This is a genomic window from Arthrobacter sp. StoSoilB19 (assembly GCF_019977275.1).
GTDB lineage: Bacteria > Actinomycetota > Actinomycetes > Actinomycetales > Micrococcaceae > Arthrobacter.
Genome location: NZ_AP024650.1, coordinates 3,370,972 through 3,384,781, shown reverse-complemented (window position 1 = coordinate 3,384,781; position 13,810 = coordinate 3,370,972). Strand labels below are relative to the sequence as shown.

The window sequence follows — 13,810 nt, the reverse complement described above, 5'->3', positions numbered from 1 at the left end:
GCCGAAAACGGCAGTTACGGAGCAATCGATGAGGCTGGAGGTCCGCCGCCGCATTGGCGCCGGGCCTCCAGCCGTCTATCGGTTGAAACCGCCCAGGCAGGTACCCCTACCGGGCCGCCATCTCCGATTCCAGTAGCTCGTAGGCCGGTGTGGTGAGGAAATCGGTGTAGTCCTCGGACAGGCAGATCCGGGAAATGATGCCGGATGCCGGTCCGTAGTACCGGTTGAACAGATCGTCGCCCACCTCGTTCCGGAGCTTTTCCGTTTCCTCGGCCAGCAGGCGCTCAACCAGTTCGCGGGTTGCCGTGTTCCCCGTGTCGGCGAAGACTACCCCGTTGCGGATTTGCTGCCAGACCTGCGACCGGGAGATTTCCGCCGTCGCGGCATCCTCCATCAGGTTGTGGATGGCAACTGCCCCGTTCCCGGACAGCCACACTGCGGTGTAGGCGATGGAAACGTACAGGTTCCCGCGAAGACCGGCTTCGGTGGCGTCGCCGGGTGCCGACTCGATGTCGAGCAGTTGTTCGGCGGTGACGTGGACCTCTGGGCGGGTCCGCTGCACCTGGTTGGGGGCATCTCCCAGGACCTGGTCGAATACCTCCATGCAGATGGGAACGAGGTCTGGGTGTGCAACCCAGGAGCCGTCGAATCCGTCGTTGGCCTCGCGGGTCTTGTCTGCCCGTACTTTTGCGAACGCCTCTTCCGTGACTTCGGGCTCGCGGCGGTTCGGAATGACTGCTGCCATGCCACCCATAGCAAACGCGCCGCGCTGGTGGCATGTCTTGACCAGGAGTTCGGTGTAGGCGCGCATAAAGGGAACGGTCATCGATACCGCTGCACGGTCAGGCAGGGTGAATTTTGAACCGGAATCGCGGAAATACTTGATGATGCTGAACAAGTAGTCCCAGCGCCCCGCGTTGAGGCCGGAGGCGTGGTCCCGCAGTTCATACAGGATCTCGTCCATCTCGAAGGCCGCGGGAATGGTTTCCACCAGGACGGTGGCCCGGATGGTTCCTTGCGGGATGCCGATGGCGTCCTGTGCGAAAACGAAGATGTCGTTCCACAGCCGGGCTTCAAGGTGGCTTTCCATCTTCGGAAGGTAGTAGTAGGGGCCGTGGCCGTTCTCAAGGAGCTGCCTGGCGTTGTGGAAGAAGTGCAGTCCAAAATCCACCAGGGCGCCGATGGCGGGCTTGCCGTCGAATTCCAGGTTCCGCTCCTCCATGTGCCAGCCGCGGGGGCGCATGATGACGACGGCGGTGGGCGCATCGGTTCGAAGGGCGTACGTCTTGCCCTCGGGGGATGTGTAGGCCAAGGTTCCGCGTGCGGCGTCGTACAGCGAGAGTTGGCCGTCGATGACGTTGAACCAGGTGGGGCAGCTGGCATCCTCCAGGTCTGCCAGCCATACTTTTGCCCCCGAATTCAGGGCGTTGATCGCCATCTTGGCGGGGGAGCATGGGCCGGTGATTTCCACCCGGCGGTCCCGGAGGGCGGGGGGCGCCGAGGCAACGGTCCAGTCGCCTTCGCGGACGGCTGCTGTCTCCGGCAGGAAGTCCAGGGCTCCGGTCTTTGCGGCTTCTGAACGGCGCTCCTGCCGTGCAGCAAGGCGGGCATCGCGTTCGGCGGCGAAGCGTCCATGGAGTGCGGCGAGGAAGTCCAGGGCTTCCGGTGTCAGGATTTCGGCGGCGCGGTCAAAGGGCAGGGCAGCGGTTCGGGTCAGGGGCATTGCTTGGTCCTTTCGAGGAGTTTCACGATACGGACATTATGTTCTGCCAGATGAAAAAACAAGAGCTTCAGAATAATCGGTCAGACCATTGACTAGCGGTCAGACCAATACATACAGTTTGTCCACGAGACAATATCTCAATCTCACATTGTGGAATTACCGCTCGGCGTTTCTTATCCCATTCATCGCGCCCTACCCTCCCCGCTCCAAATACAAAGGAGTTTTTTGTGAGCACTTACCAGCAAGTCGTGGACCCCCTCTGGGGTTCACTCGGCCTGTCCGCGCTCTGCGCGGCGTTGCCGTTGATTCTCCTGTTTGTCCTGCTGGGCGTCTTCCGGGTGAAAGCGGCTATAGCCGCGATCGCCAGCCTGGCGCTGTCCATCCTCCTGGCCCTGATGGTCTGGCGTATGCCTGTGGACCAGGTCTTCAGCGCCACGGCAGAAGGAGCCTTCTACGGCCTGTTCCCCATCCTGTGGATCCTCATTAACGCGCTCTGGCTCTACAAACTCACGGTGGCCACGCCTTGGTTTGATGCCCTGGGCCGGACCATCCGCTCCATCTCCAACGATCTGCGGATCCTGTCGATCCTGATTGCGTTCTGCTTCGGCGCGCTCCTCGAATCACTCGCCGGTTTCGGCGCCCCGGTTGCCATCACGTCGGCGATGCTGATGGCCGCCGGCATGAAGCCGCTGAAATCCGCCATCGTCTCGCTGTTGGCCAACACCGCGCCGGTGGCCTTCGGTGCCATGGCCGCGCCCATCATCGCCCTGAACGGCGTGACCGGCCTGTCGCTGCACGACCTGTCCTCGATGGCCGGCCGCCAGACCCCCTTCATCGCCCTCATCGTGCCGCTGCTCCTGGTCTTCATCGTGGACGGCAGGCGCGGCCTCAAGCAGACCTGGCCCGTTGCACTGGTGGCCGGCGCAGTCTTTGGCATCTTCCAGTTCATCACGTCCAACTTCATCGCTGTGGAACTGACCGACGTCGTGGCTGCTGTGGCTACCGTGGCCGCCGTGCTGCTGATGCTCCGTGTCTGGCAGCCGCGGGAAATCATTGATATGTCCGGGCAGTCCGGAGGGTCAGGCGATCTTGAGGAAGGACGTCCGTCCGGCCCGTCATCCTCAAGCCGCGGTTCGGCAAGGATACCGGCATCCGCATCGGTTACGGAGGCTGTCTCCGCGGCTGCGACCACCCGGGTCGCGGCGCGGCCCAGCGCCACGGAGCGGCCCGTCCGCCGGGAAATCTGGATGGCTGTGGCGCCCTACCTGATCATCATGGCCGTCTTCTCCATCGCCCAGATCCCCGCAGTCAAGGACTGGCTGAGCGCCAACGGAAGCGTCAGCTTCGCCTGGCCGGGCCTGGACGTCGTGGATGCCGGCGGGAAGCATGTTGCCGCGCAGAAGTTCAAGTTCGACCACCTCAAAGCCACCGGAACCCTGCTTCTGGTCTCCGGCCTCATCACCATGATCCTGTACCGCCTGTCGGCAGCCCAGGGCCTGCGCATTTACTGGGAAACCTTGAAGCAGCTGCGCTGGACCATCCTCACGGTCACCACCGTCCTGGCCCTGTCCTTCGTCATGAACCTGTCCGGACAGACCACCTCCCTGGGCCTCGCCCTTGCGTCCGCCGGCGGCTTCTTCGCCTTCCTCTCGCCGCTGATTGGCTGGATCGGTGTTGCCCTTACCGGATCGGATACCTCGTCCAACTCACTCTTCGGGCAGATGCAGGCCACCGCCGCCGCGCAGACCGGCCTCCCGCCGGTGCTGATGGCTGCCTCCAACTCCTCGGCCGGCGTGATGGGCAAGATGCTTTCGCTGCAAAACCTGGCCGTCGCCTCAGCGGCGGTGGGCCTGGAGGGCGCCGAGGGCACGCTGTTCCGCAAACTGATCGGCTGGAGCCTGGGTCTGCTGGCCCTGATCACGGTGCTGATCGTCCTGCAGTCCACCCCGGTGCTCGGCTGGATGATCCCCTAGCCGGCGCCACCCTTGCACACCGGGAATACGGCCGGGCGGAGCGGTTCCGCCCGGCCGGGTGCCCAAAGAACCCACCCTAGAAGACAAAGAGGTTTCCTTCCCATGAGTACAACTACAGCTGTCACAGCATCAGCAGCGCTTTTGGCTGCAAGCGCTCACACCTCCACAGACCTGGATGAGCGGGTCAGGGTAAGCACGGACCGTTCCGGCTACGTTCCGCCGAGCCTGCCCGACGGCGTCGTTTATGCCACCAGTGCCGAAGAAGTTGTGGCAACCATGAAGCTTGCCGCGGCCCACAATGTCCCGGTGGTTCCCCGGGGAGCCGGAACGGGCCTTGCCGCCGGAGCTTCCGCGCAGGCCGGGGAAGTAGTCCTTGACCTGGCCCGGATGAACCGGATCCTGCACATCGATCCCGTGGAGCAGTTGGCCGTGGTTGAACCCGGCGTCCTCAACGCGGAGGTGAATGCGGCCGCGGGGGAGCATGGACTCTTTTATGCGCCGGACCCGGCCAGCACGGCAATCTGCTCCATCGGCGGCAACATTGCCACCAATGCCGGCGGAATGTGGTGCGCAAAATATGGGGTTACACGGGAATCCGTGCTCGCCCTCCGCGTGGTCCTGCCCGACGGCCGGGTGCTGCGGACCGGGCGGAACACCATCAAGGGCGTCACGGGATACGACCTGAACGCGCTGATGATCGGCTCCGAGGGAACGCTGGGCGTGGTGGTCGAAGCTACGCTCCGTCTGCGGCCCAAACCCATCCAGACCGCCACCGTCGCCGCCTATTTCCCGGACGTGGACGCCGCCGCGCTGGCAGCATCCGCCATCATCGCCGCCCGGCTGCAGCCCTCGGTGCTGGAACTCATGGACGGCCCCACGCTGGAAGCCGTCGATACCGTGCATGGCACCAACCACCGGTCCAAGGGCGGCGCCTTCCTGCTGGCGCAGACTGACGGGTACGGCGCGTTCCTAGAGCAGGACGTCCTCCTCAAAGCCATTGAACCCTTCGCCAGTCACGTCGAGAAGGCAGTGGACACGTCGGCAGCGGATGCGCTCGTGGCCACCCGGCGGGAAGCGATTCCCTCGCTTGAGACGTTGGGCCGCGTGTCCATTTGCGACATCGGCGTGCCGCGGAACCGGCTGGCAGATGTCTTTGCGGGGCTGGAGGACATCTCCCGGAAGACGGGGGTCCGGATCTTCAATGTGGCCCACGCAGCGGACGGCAACCTGCACCCGATGATCGTCGTCAACCCCGACCAATCCATCACGGAAGGACCGGCCAAAAAGGCCCTTGGCGACATGTTCTACCTGGCACAGCGCCTGGGCGGCACGCTGACCGGGGAACACGGCGTCGGCCTGCTCAAGCGCGATTGGCTCGAGGACGAGCTCGGCAGCACCTCGCTGGAACTCCAGCGCGCCATCCGCAATGTCTTCGACCCCCAGGGAATCCTCAATCCCGGCAAGGCAATCTGAGCCGGACAACCCGTCCCATGGTTCCTTGATCCGCTTCTGTCCTGCTGCGCCGGTTCTCCGTGGCGCAGCAGGACAGGACGCAGGTGCTGGTTGTTAGGGCAGGATGGATCCATGACCAAACCTTCGGTGGCACCGGGATCCAGGCGGACGTACGACGTCCTGGTAGAGGATATTGAGGCGGGGCTGCGCTCAGGCCGGTTCAAAATCGGGGATCAGCTGCCAGGTGAACGGATACTGGCGGAAACCTACGGCATTTCGCGCGCTTCAGTGCGCGAAGCCATGCGCCTGCTGGACGCCATGGGGGTCCTTCGAAGTTCCAACAGGTCCGGCCCCAAGTCTGGCTCGGTCATCGTTTCCGAGCCGTCAGCCGGCTTGTCCGCCACCCTACGCCTGCACATTGCCAGCAGCCGTCTTCCGGTTGCGGAGATCGTCGAAGCCCGGATTCTTCTGGAAACCTGGGCAGCCAGGACGGCGGCCCTGCACGACGACCCGGCCGGGATCCAGCGGGCCAGGGAACTGCTCGAGGCCATGGATGCCCCGGACATCGATCCGGAAACATTCCACGCCCTCGACGCGGAGTTCCACCTGGCCCTCAGTGCCATGGGCGGTAACACGGTTATCGAAACGATCATGGAGTCGCTCAGCGGCTCAATCCGGGGCTACCTCAAGGACGCCCTGGATGCCCTTGGGCAGTGGCCCACGGTGCTGGAGCAGCTGAGGGCCCACCACCACGGGATCTTCGATGCTGTGGAGGCAAAGGACGCCGAGCGCGCCGCGGAGCTGCTGCGGAGCCATATCGCATGGCTGTACGAACAGACAGCTGACAGGTTGCGCTGAGTTACTGCCGCACCGGCATGGACGGCAGGTCCGCTTCCGGGCCCGCCTCGCCGCCCATCGCGGCCACCAGGCGCTCGCGCGCGCGTCCCAGGTGCTGGTCCAGGAGCTGGGCGGCCTCTTCGCCTTGTCCGGCCTCGATCAGCTTCAGGAGCTTTTCGTGTTCAGCCTGGATCAAAGTGGTGTCCAGGAGGTGCAGCGACTGTACCCGGGACATGCACAGGCGTACTTCGGCCACGAGGGACGAGTACATCCTGCTGATCCGCTCGTTCCCCACGGCGTCGATCAGGCTGGTGTGGAACCGCATGTCCGGTTCCACCACGTCCAGCGGCGCTCCGGTGGCCAGCGCAGCGATATCCCGGTTGGCCTGTACCGCCCCGGCGGGCACTGTGCGTGCGGCGGCGAGCCGGCGAAGCACTTCGCTCTCCAGGTACGCCCGGGCCAGGTAGATGTCGCGCACCGATTCCGGTCCCAGGTCCGCCACCCGGGCGGTCTTGTGCGTGCCGCGAACCAGCAGGCCCTCGGCCACCAGCTTCTCGATGGCTGCCTTCGCGGTGGGGCGAGCGACGTCGTAGGACGTAGCCACGTCCGTCTCCGTCAGCGCGTGGGCGGAGGGTAGCTCACCGGAGAAAATGCGGAGCCGCAGGTCCGAAGCCACCGCTTCCACAATCGAGACAGCTGCAATACGGCCGGCCACAGATCTCCGTTCCAACAAACAAGTTTCGAGCAAACAAGGGGCGTCTCCATCCCATTTTGCCAGACAAGTATTCATCGCTCTTGACGGACATGTGTACTTGTTAGACAATCGATGAGTCGTCACGCCGATGTGGCGCCGCTCACCATCTGGAGTCCAATGTTTCAGCAGATCCTTGACCCCATCGCCGGGTCCCTCCTGCTTTCCGCCCTGTGCGCGGCCCTTCCCCTGGTCCTGCTGTTCGTCCTGCTGGGCGTCTTCCGGGTCAAGGCCGCCAAAGCTGCCATCGCCAGCCTGGTCCTGTCCTTCGTCCTGGCCGTCGCAGGCTGGCAGATGCCCCTGGACCAGGCCCTCAGCGCCACCGCCGCGGGCATCTTCTACGGGCTGTTTCCCATCCTGTGGATCCTCGTCAATGCGCTCTGGATCTACAAGCTCACCGTGGCCACGCACTGGTTCGACGCCCTGGGCCGGACTATCCGCTCCATCTCCAACGACCTGCGGATCCTCTCGATCCTGATTGCGTTCTGCTTCGGTGCGCTCCTCGAATCACTCGCAGGCTTCGGCGCGCCCGTCGCGATCTCCGCAGCCATGCTGATGGCCGCCGGCATGAAACCGCTCAAGTCCGCCGTCGTCTCGCTGTTGGCCAACACCGCCCCGGTAGCCTTTGGCGCCATGGCCGCGCCCATCATCGCCCTGAACGGCGTCACCGGCCTGTCGCTGCACGACCTCTCTTCGATGGCCGGCCGCCAAACCCCCTTCATCGCCCTCATCGTGCCGCTGCTCCTGGTCTTCATCGTGGACGGCAGGCGCGGCCTCAAGCAGACCTGGCCCGTTGCACTGGTGGCCGGCGCCGCGTTCGCCGCCGCGCAGTTCATCACTTCCAACTTCCTCGCCGTGGAACTGACCGACGTGGTGGCCGCGGTGGTCACGGTGGCGGCGGTCCTGCTGATGCTGAAGGCCTGGCAGCCGAAAGAGTCGGTGCGCGTGGAAGGGTCGGTACAGGATGTGTCAATTCCAGCCATGGCCGGTCGAAAGAGTGCGGTCGGCAACGGCACGCAGGTAAGCACGACGGCGGGTGCCCGGCAGGGGAGCGTTCCGGACCGTTCCGGAGTCCCCACGGACAATTCCCGCCCGGCGCCCCGTGAGGTGTGGCTCGCCGTCGCGCCCTACCTGATCATCATCGCCGTGTTTTCCATCGCCCAGATCCCGTTCATCAAAACCTGGCTGGGGCAGGTGGGCACCGTGACGTTCGCCTGGCCCGGCCTGCACATTGAGGACTCGGAGGGCAAAGCGGTAGCGGCCACCAAGTTCAAGCTGGACCACCTCAAATCCACCGGGACGCTGTTGTTGCTCTCCGGCCTGCTCACCATGGCGCTGTACAAAATCCCGGTTGGCAAAAGCCTGCGCGTCTATTGGGAAACCCTGAAGCAGTTGCGCTGGACCATCGTCACGGTCACCACCGTCCTGGCCCTGTCTTTCGTCATGAACCTGTCCGGACAGACCACCACGCTGGGATTCGCCCTTGCCTCGGCCGGCGGCTTCTTCGCCCTCCTTTCGCCGCTGATCGGCTGGATCGGCGTGGCCCTCACCGGCTCGGACACATCATCCAACTCCCTCTTTGGCCAGATGCAGGCCACCGCCGCCGGGCAGACCGGACTCTCCCCGGTACTGATGGCCGCCGCCAACTCCTCGGCCGGCGTCATGGGCAAGATGCTCTCCCTGCAGAACCTGGCCGTCGCCGCCGCCGCGGTGGGGCTGGAAGGCGCAGAGGGAACCCTGTTCCGCAAGCTGATCGGCTGGAGCCTGGGCCTGCTGGCCCTCATCACGGTACTGATCTTCCTGCAGTCCACCCCCCTACTCGGCTGGATGGTTCCCTGATGCAGAATCTCGAATTTTTCCGGCAGGCCGTGGCCGATCCTGCACAGGTGAAGACCCGTGCCATCGACCTGCACGCCAACGCCCATGACGCCTCGCACTTCCTGCTCATCCCCCAGGCGGTGGCCGTGGCCAAGGACGCCGCGGAGGTGGGCGCGCTGCTCCGGGCCAGCGCGGCGCAGGGCGTTCCGCTCACCCTTCGCTCCGGCGGCACCAGCCTCAGCGGACAGGCCGTCACGGACGGCGTGCTGGTGGACGTGCGCCGCAACTTCCGGGATGTTGAAGTGCTCGACGGCGGTGCGCGGGTCCGCGTGCAGCCGGGAGTCACGGTGCGGGCCCTGAATGCGCGGCTGGCGCCCTACGGGCGCAAGTTCGGGCCGGACCCGGCCAGCGAGGCCGCGTGCACGATCGGCGGCGTGGTGGCGAACAACTCCTCGGGCATGAACTGCGGAACGGTGGACAATGCGTACCGCACGCTGGAGTCGCTCACCGTGGTGCTGCCGTCCGGGACGGTAATTGACACCGGGGCAATGGACGCGGACACCCGGCTGCGGACGCTGGAACCGGAACTGTATGACGGCCTGGTGCAGCTCGCGGCAAGGGTGCGGGGGAACAGCGATTCCGTGAACCGCATCAGGCAGCAGTTCAGCATGAAGAACACCATGGGCTACGGCCTGAACTCCCTGCTGGACTACACGCGCCCGGTGGACATGCTGGCGCACCTGATCGTCGGCAGCGAAGGCACCCTGGGCTTCGTGGCAGAGGCGGTGTTCCGGACCATCCCGCGGCTTTCGCACTCCGCAACCGGCTTGCTTGTCTTCCCGGACCTGCAGGCCGCCAACGCCGCTTTGCCGGCGCTGGTGGACACCGGCGCCGCCACGGTGGAACTCCTGGACGCGCTCTCGCTCAAGGTGGGCCAGGCGCTGAAGGGAACTCCCGCCGTCGTACGCGACCTTGCGGTGCGCGAACACGCGGCGCTGCTGGTGGAATACTCCGCCGGGCAGCCGGATCAGGTTGCGGCCCTGCGTGAGGTGGGCGAACGCGCCCTCGCCGGCCTCAAGCTGGCGGCCCCGGCGCAGTTCACTGCTGATGCGTCCGCCCGCGCCCAGCTGTGGCACCTGCGCAAGGGCCTGTACGCCTCCGTGGCGGGTGCCCGGCCGCAGGGGACCACGGCACTGCTGGAGGATATTGTGGTGCCGGTCCCGGTCCTGGGCCGCACGTGCCGTGAATTGATAAGGCTGTTCGACAAGTACCGGTACGAAAACAGTGTGATCTTTGGGCATGCGAAGGACGGCAACGTCCACTTCATGCTTACGGACGGCTTCGCCACGGCGGAGGAGCTGGACAGGTACAGCGCGTTCACCGAGGACATGGTGGACCTGGTCCTGGGGGAGGGCGGCTCGCTCAAGGCGGAGCACGGCACCGGCCGGGTGATGGCACCGTATGTGCGGCGGCAGTACGGGGACGAGCTGTACGGCGTAATGCGCCGGATCAAGGAGCTGTTCGATCCCGCCGGCATGCTCAATCCCGGCGTGCTCATGGACGATGATCCCAAGGCGCATCTGCGGCACATCAAGACGGCGCCGCCGGTGGCTGAGGAAGTGGATCGCTGCGTCTCCTGCGGGTACTGCGAGCCGGTGTGCCCCAGCAAGGACCTGACCCTGACGCCCCGCCAGCGCATCGTCACCCTGCGCGCCATCGAGGCCGCACGGCTCGCCGGCGACACGGCGTTGGTTAAAGAGCTGGAGCGGGACTACGACTACGAGTCCGTGCAGACCTGCGCCGTGGACGGCATGTGCCAGACGGCCTGCCCCGTGGACATCAACACCGGCTTGCTGGTCAAGCGGTTGCGCCGCGAGGACGCCGGTCCGGTGGCCAACGCGGCCTGGAACGCTGCGGCCAAGCACTGGGGCGGGATCACGCGCGGGGCTTCGCTGGCCCTGACCGTGGTGGACAGGCTGCCGGCCCCGGCCGTCGTGGCGCCCAACAAGGCGGCGCGTGCGGTGCTGGGCACGGACACGGTGCCCCTGTACTCGCCCGAACTGCCCGGCGGCGGTTCCGCACGCAAGCGCCCGACGCCGGACCGGGCACCGGACGCCGTCTACTTCCCCGCCTGCGTGGGGACGATGTTCGGGCCGGCCGGTGCGGGTTCCCAACCCGATGGTCCCGCTGGCGGACGGGGCGTCCAGTACAGCCTGGAGCAGCTGTGTGAACGGGCCGGGATCACGCTGCTGGTCCCGGAGGGCATCGATTCCCTCTGCTGCGGGACGCCGTGGTCTTCGAAGGGAATGGGGGCCGGCCAGGCGACCATGAAGGAGAAGACCCTGGCAGCGCTGCGGGAGGCAACCCGGGACGGCGAGCTGGCCATCATTTGTGATGCGTCGTCCTGCACCGAGGGCCTCCGGCAGGTGGTGGAAGCCGACGACCCGCTGGTAGGTCAGCGGCCGTTGCGGATCGTGGATGCCGTGGACTTCGTCGCCGAGCGCATCCTGCCCAGGCTGCCGGAGCACGCAAAGCTCGAGTCCCTGGCCTTGCACCCTACCTGCTCTTCCTCACGGATGGGGATCAACGGTGCCTTGGAATCGGTGGCCCAGGCCGTGGCGGAGAAGGTGGATGTGCCTGTGAACTGGGGCTGCTGCGCCTTCGCGGGGGACCGCGGAATGCTCCACCCCGAGCTCACGGCATCCGCCACCCGGAAGCAGGCTTTGGAAGTGGAGCAACTGGACGCGACGGCGCACGCCTCGTGCAATCGCACCTGCGAGCTGGGCATGACCCGCGCCACGGGCCAGGACTACCGGCACGTGCTGGAACTGCTGGAAGAGGTCACGCGATAGGGAACCGGCACCTTCCCGCCACGTGCTCTCCCGGGCAGCAGCGGATCGCCCCGCTGCTGTCCTACCCGGATCGATGCGGTGCCCAGCAGCTGCTGTGCACCGCCGTCGGGGGAGTCCGTGGGGGACGATCAAGAGCCCTTGCAGAATTCTTGATTGAACCTTGCAAGGCAATTGCAGAAATATTAATTCGCGTTCGCAAGAGTAGGCGCAGCCGGACAAAATCCGGTTGATGCGCGCTGCCGGTCTCAAGTAGGCAGCCCCATCTGGAAACTTATTCTGGGGGCACAATTGTCTGAGGTTTTGAACGCTGATGTCGATGGTAAGGAAGAGAACGGTTTCAGCCGTCGGAGGGTAGTTGCCGGCGTTGCCTGGTCGCTGCCGGTTATCGCCACGGCCATCGCGGCTCCGGCTGCTGCGGCGTCCGGCATTTCGGCTACCGCCAACCTGGTCAACCCTGTTTCAAGCATTTCGTTTGTTAGCTCAACAGGTACGGGTTCGGGCACCAACCACACGGGCACCGGGCCCACCGCTTTCCAGATCACCAACAGCGGCGCCGCCTTTACTGGCGCTGTCAGCGGTACCGTGAATATCAAGCCGACGGGAACAGTTGCGGCGGGCGCTGGCGTCCAGTCCATCCAAGCCGGCTCAACTACCTTGACGCTGGGAAGCCCCTCCTACTCAAGCACCCACGAATACAACGCCACCTTTACGTACAGCGGCGGTATCGGCGGCGGCTCAACTGTGAATTTCCCCATGTCGTTCCAATATGAGCGCCTCACCGGTTCATCGCCCAGCAAGACAACCTACAACTACACGTTGACCATCACGCTCCGGCTTCCGGATGGCACCAGCCGCATCCTGACCGGCGCTTTGGCCGTCAACTACTGATCATGGTCTGGAAACGCGGCGGCCTGGTCGCAGAGGTTTGTACAGAACCCCGGGCCCGCGTCGCCCTTCTGCATCTCGACGCAACCCAGCCGGTGGTGTTGGAGGGTCCGGCCGCGGTCATCTGGGACCTCATCGATGGCCAGCGCAGCGAGCAGGACATCTTCGCTGAGCTGGAGGCCACCTTTGAGGACCAGTCAGGACAGATGCAGGCGCAGGTGGAAGGCTTCCTGGCGAGCCTCGAAGCGCAGCGCCTGATCGAGGCTGCCCGCGGCGTTTCCCACTAACGGCATGACGTCCGCGGGGCTCTCGGGGAGCGCACAGTCGGCGTGGCAGCAGCGCCTGTTCGAGGAGTTGGCAAGGGGCGGGGACCTGCTGTGCCTGAAGGTCTTGGGGCAGCGGTTTGTGGTCCGCTGGGGCCCTGCGGTCACGTGGCAGCAGCGGGCAACAATGAGCTTGGCCTGGGCGCGGTGCATCAGCAGCAGCCCTGAGCCCCTGCTGCCGCCGGAGCCAATGGAACCCACCGGAGGTAGTCAGTTCACGGCCTCAGTCACCTGCGCCTCGATGAAGTACGGGGACGGCACCTTCCATATTGGAACCGCGTCCTTTGAGGAGCTTGCTGAGAACCTCACGTCACGGCTCACGGTATCTGCGATTCTGGCCAATGCCGGTGAACTGACCATGCTCCACGCCTGCGGGGTTGCCGATCCGGGCACGGGGGCCGTGGTGGCGCTGGTGGCCAAATCCGGGACAGGGAAGACCACCGCAGCTTCCGTGCTCGCCAGGACCTACGGCTACGTCACGGACGAGACAGTAGCCGTCGCCTGGGACGGCTCCGTGGTCCCCTACCCCAAGCCTTTATCGGTCAAGCAGGAAGCCTCTGCACCCAAGCGCCAGATAGGGCCGGACGAGTTTGGTTTGCAGCCAGCCCCGGCCATGCCCTTCATCCAGTCCATCGTGCTCTTGAACCGCGTCCAGGGGGCGATTCCGGTGGCTCCAGCGCTGGAACGGGTGCCACTGGCCGAGGCCCTGCTCGCGCTCATCCCTGAATCGTCCTCGCAGGCAGAATTCGTGGATCCGCTGCAGTCGTTGTGCCGCCTCATCGAGAGTGTCGGGGGAGTGTGGCAGGTGACCTATGCGGAGGCAGCCGACCTGCCGGCCGTCCTGGAGCCCTTGTTCCGGCTGCAGGCAACGTCGGCAACGGAGTGGGAACCCGCCGCAGAAGAAGTTGCCCACCAAACATACATCCCGGCCGGCAGTATCCGGCGGAGGGCCCCAAAAGACGCTGTGAAAATCGGCGCCGAGCTGCTGGTCATGCTGGACAACGAGATAGTGCGCCTGACTGGTATCGGACCCGCGGTCTGGGATGCCTGTGCTGGGCCGGTAGAGCTGGACGACGTGATGGACCACGTAGGAAAGGTGCACGGCGAACCCGAAGGTTACCGGGCCGCCGTCGCCACAGCCGTAGAACACCTCATCGCCAAGTCGGTATTGGAACGCGGCGAAAAATAGACCGTCT

At 65.3% G+C, this 13,810-nt stretch carries 10 protein-coding genes; 8 read left to right on the top strand and 2 right to left on the bottom strand.

What is annotated here, in order from left to right:
• Positions 1-106: 106 nt before the first annotated feature.
• Entirely contained in the window at positions 107-1,723 is a 1,617-nt protein-coding gene (aceB, locus tag LDO86_RS15610) for a malate synthase A (protein WP_224084102.1), read from the bottom strand.
• A gap of 227 nt (positions 1,724-1,950) precedes the next feature.
• Between aceB and LDO86_RS15605 the strand changes: the two genes are divergently transcribed.
• The 3 genes from LDO86_RS15605 to LDO86_RS15595 all read left to right on the top strand — a co-directional run bounded on the left by LDO86_RS15605 (position 1,951) and on the right by LDO86_RS15595 (position 6,006).
• Positions 1,951-3,696, top strand: a complete 1,746-nt coding sequence (locus LDO86_RS15605) for an L-lactate permease (protein ID WP_224084101.1) — start codon at positions 1,951-1,953, stop codon at positions 3,694-3,696.
• 102 nt (positions 3,697-3,798) lie between these two features.
• Positions 3,799-5,169, top strand: a complete 1,371-nt coding sequence (locus LDO86_RS15600; RefSeq protein WP_026265688.1) for an FAD-linked oxidase C-terminal domain-containing protein — start codon at positions 3,799-3,801, stop codon at positions 5,167-5,169.
• A 111-nt stretch (positions 5,170-5,280) separates the two neighbouring features.
• Positions 5,281-6,006, top strand: a complete 726-nt coding sequence (locus LDO86_RS15595; RefSeq protein ID WP_224084100.1) for a FadR/GntR family transcriptional regulator — start codon at positions 5,281-5,283, stop codon at positions 6,004-6,006.
• A 1-nt stretch (position 6,007) separates the two neighbouring features.
• Here the strand turns inward: LDO86_RS15595 and LDO86_RS15590 are convergent, their stop codons facing one another.
• Positions 6,008-6,700 (bottom strand): GntR family transcriptional regulator, encoded by a 693-nt coding sequence (locus tag LDO86_RS15590; protein WP_018768753.1) that lies wholly within the window; start codon positions 6,698-6,700, stop codon positions 6,008-6,010.
• 156 nt (positions 6,701-6,856) lie between these two features.
• On the opposite strand from LDO86_RS15590, the gene LDO86_RS15585 reads away from it, so the two are divergent.
• From LDO86_RS15585 to LDO86_RS15565, 5 genes are all read left to right on the top strand, one after another.
• A complete protein-coding gene (locus LDO86_RS15585) occupies positions 6,857-8,575 on the top strand; it encodes an L-lactate permease (RefSeq protein ID WP_224084099.1) in 1,719 nt (572 codons plus the stop codon).
• Positions 8,575-11,406, top strand: a complete 2,832-nt coding sequence (locus tag LDO86_RS15580) for an FAD-binding and (Fe-S)-binding domain-containing protein (RefSeq protein WP_224084098.1) — start codon at positions 8,575-8,577, stop codon at positions 11,404-11,406. The genes LDO86_RS15585 and LDO86_RS15580 overlap by 1 nt, the downstream gene beginning before the upstream one ends.
• 300 nt (positions 11,407-11,706) lie before the next feature.
• Positions 11,707-12,294 (top strand): hypothetical protein, encoded by a 588-nt coding sequence (locus tag LDO86_RS15575; protein ID WP_224084097.1) that lies wholly within the window; start codon positions 11,707-11,709, stop codon positions 12,292-12,294.
• A gap of 2 nt (positions 12,295-12,296) precedes the next feature.
• The gene (locus tag LDO86_RS15570; protein WP_043424819.1) at positions 12,297-12,578 is read left to right on the top strand and encodes a PqqD family protein; all 282 of its coding nucleotides are present in this window, start codon (positions 12,297-12,299) and stop codon (positions 12,576-12,578) included.
• Positions 12,579-12,582: 4 nt separating this feature from the next.
• A complete protein-coding gene (locus tag LDO86_RS15565) occupies positions 12,583-13,803 on the top strand; it encodes a hypothetical protein (protein ID WP_224084096.1) in 1,221 nt (406 codons plus the stop codon).
• The last annotated feature ends 7 nt before the right edge of the window (positions 13,804-13,810 follow it).

Coding starts and splice junctions, on each gene's coding strand:
- LDO86_RS15580 (WP_224084098.1), top strand. CDS start 8,575: ATGCAGAATCTCGAATTTTTCCGGCAGGCCGTGGCCGATCCTGCACAG.
- LDO86_RS15600 (WP_026265688.1), top strand. CDS start 3,799: ATGAGTACAACTACAGCTGTCACAGCATCAGCAGCGCTTTTGGCTGCA.
- aceB (WP_224084102.1), bottom strand. CDS start 1,723: ATGCCCCTGACCCGAACCGCTGCCCTGCCCTTTGACCGCGCCGCCGAA.
- LDO86_RS15595 (WP_224084100.1), top strand. CDS start 5,281: ATGACCAAACCTTCGGTGGCACCGGGATCCAGGCGGACGTACGACGTC.
- LDO86_RS15565 (WP_224084096.1), top strand. CDS start 12,583: ATGACGTCCGCGGGGCTCTCGGGGAGCGCACAGTCGGCGTGGCAGCAG.
- LDO86_RS15570 (WP_043424819.1), top strand. CDS start 12,297: ATGGTCTGGAAACGCGGCGGCCTGGTCGCAGAGGTTTGTACAGAACCC.
- LDO86_RS15585 (WP_224084099.1), top strand. CDS start 6,857: ATGTTTCAGCAGATCCTTGACCCCATCGCCGGGTCCCTCCTGCTTTCC.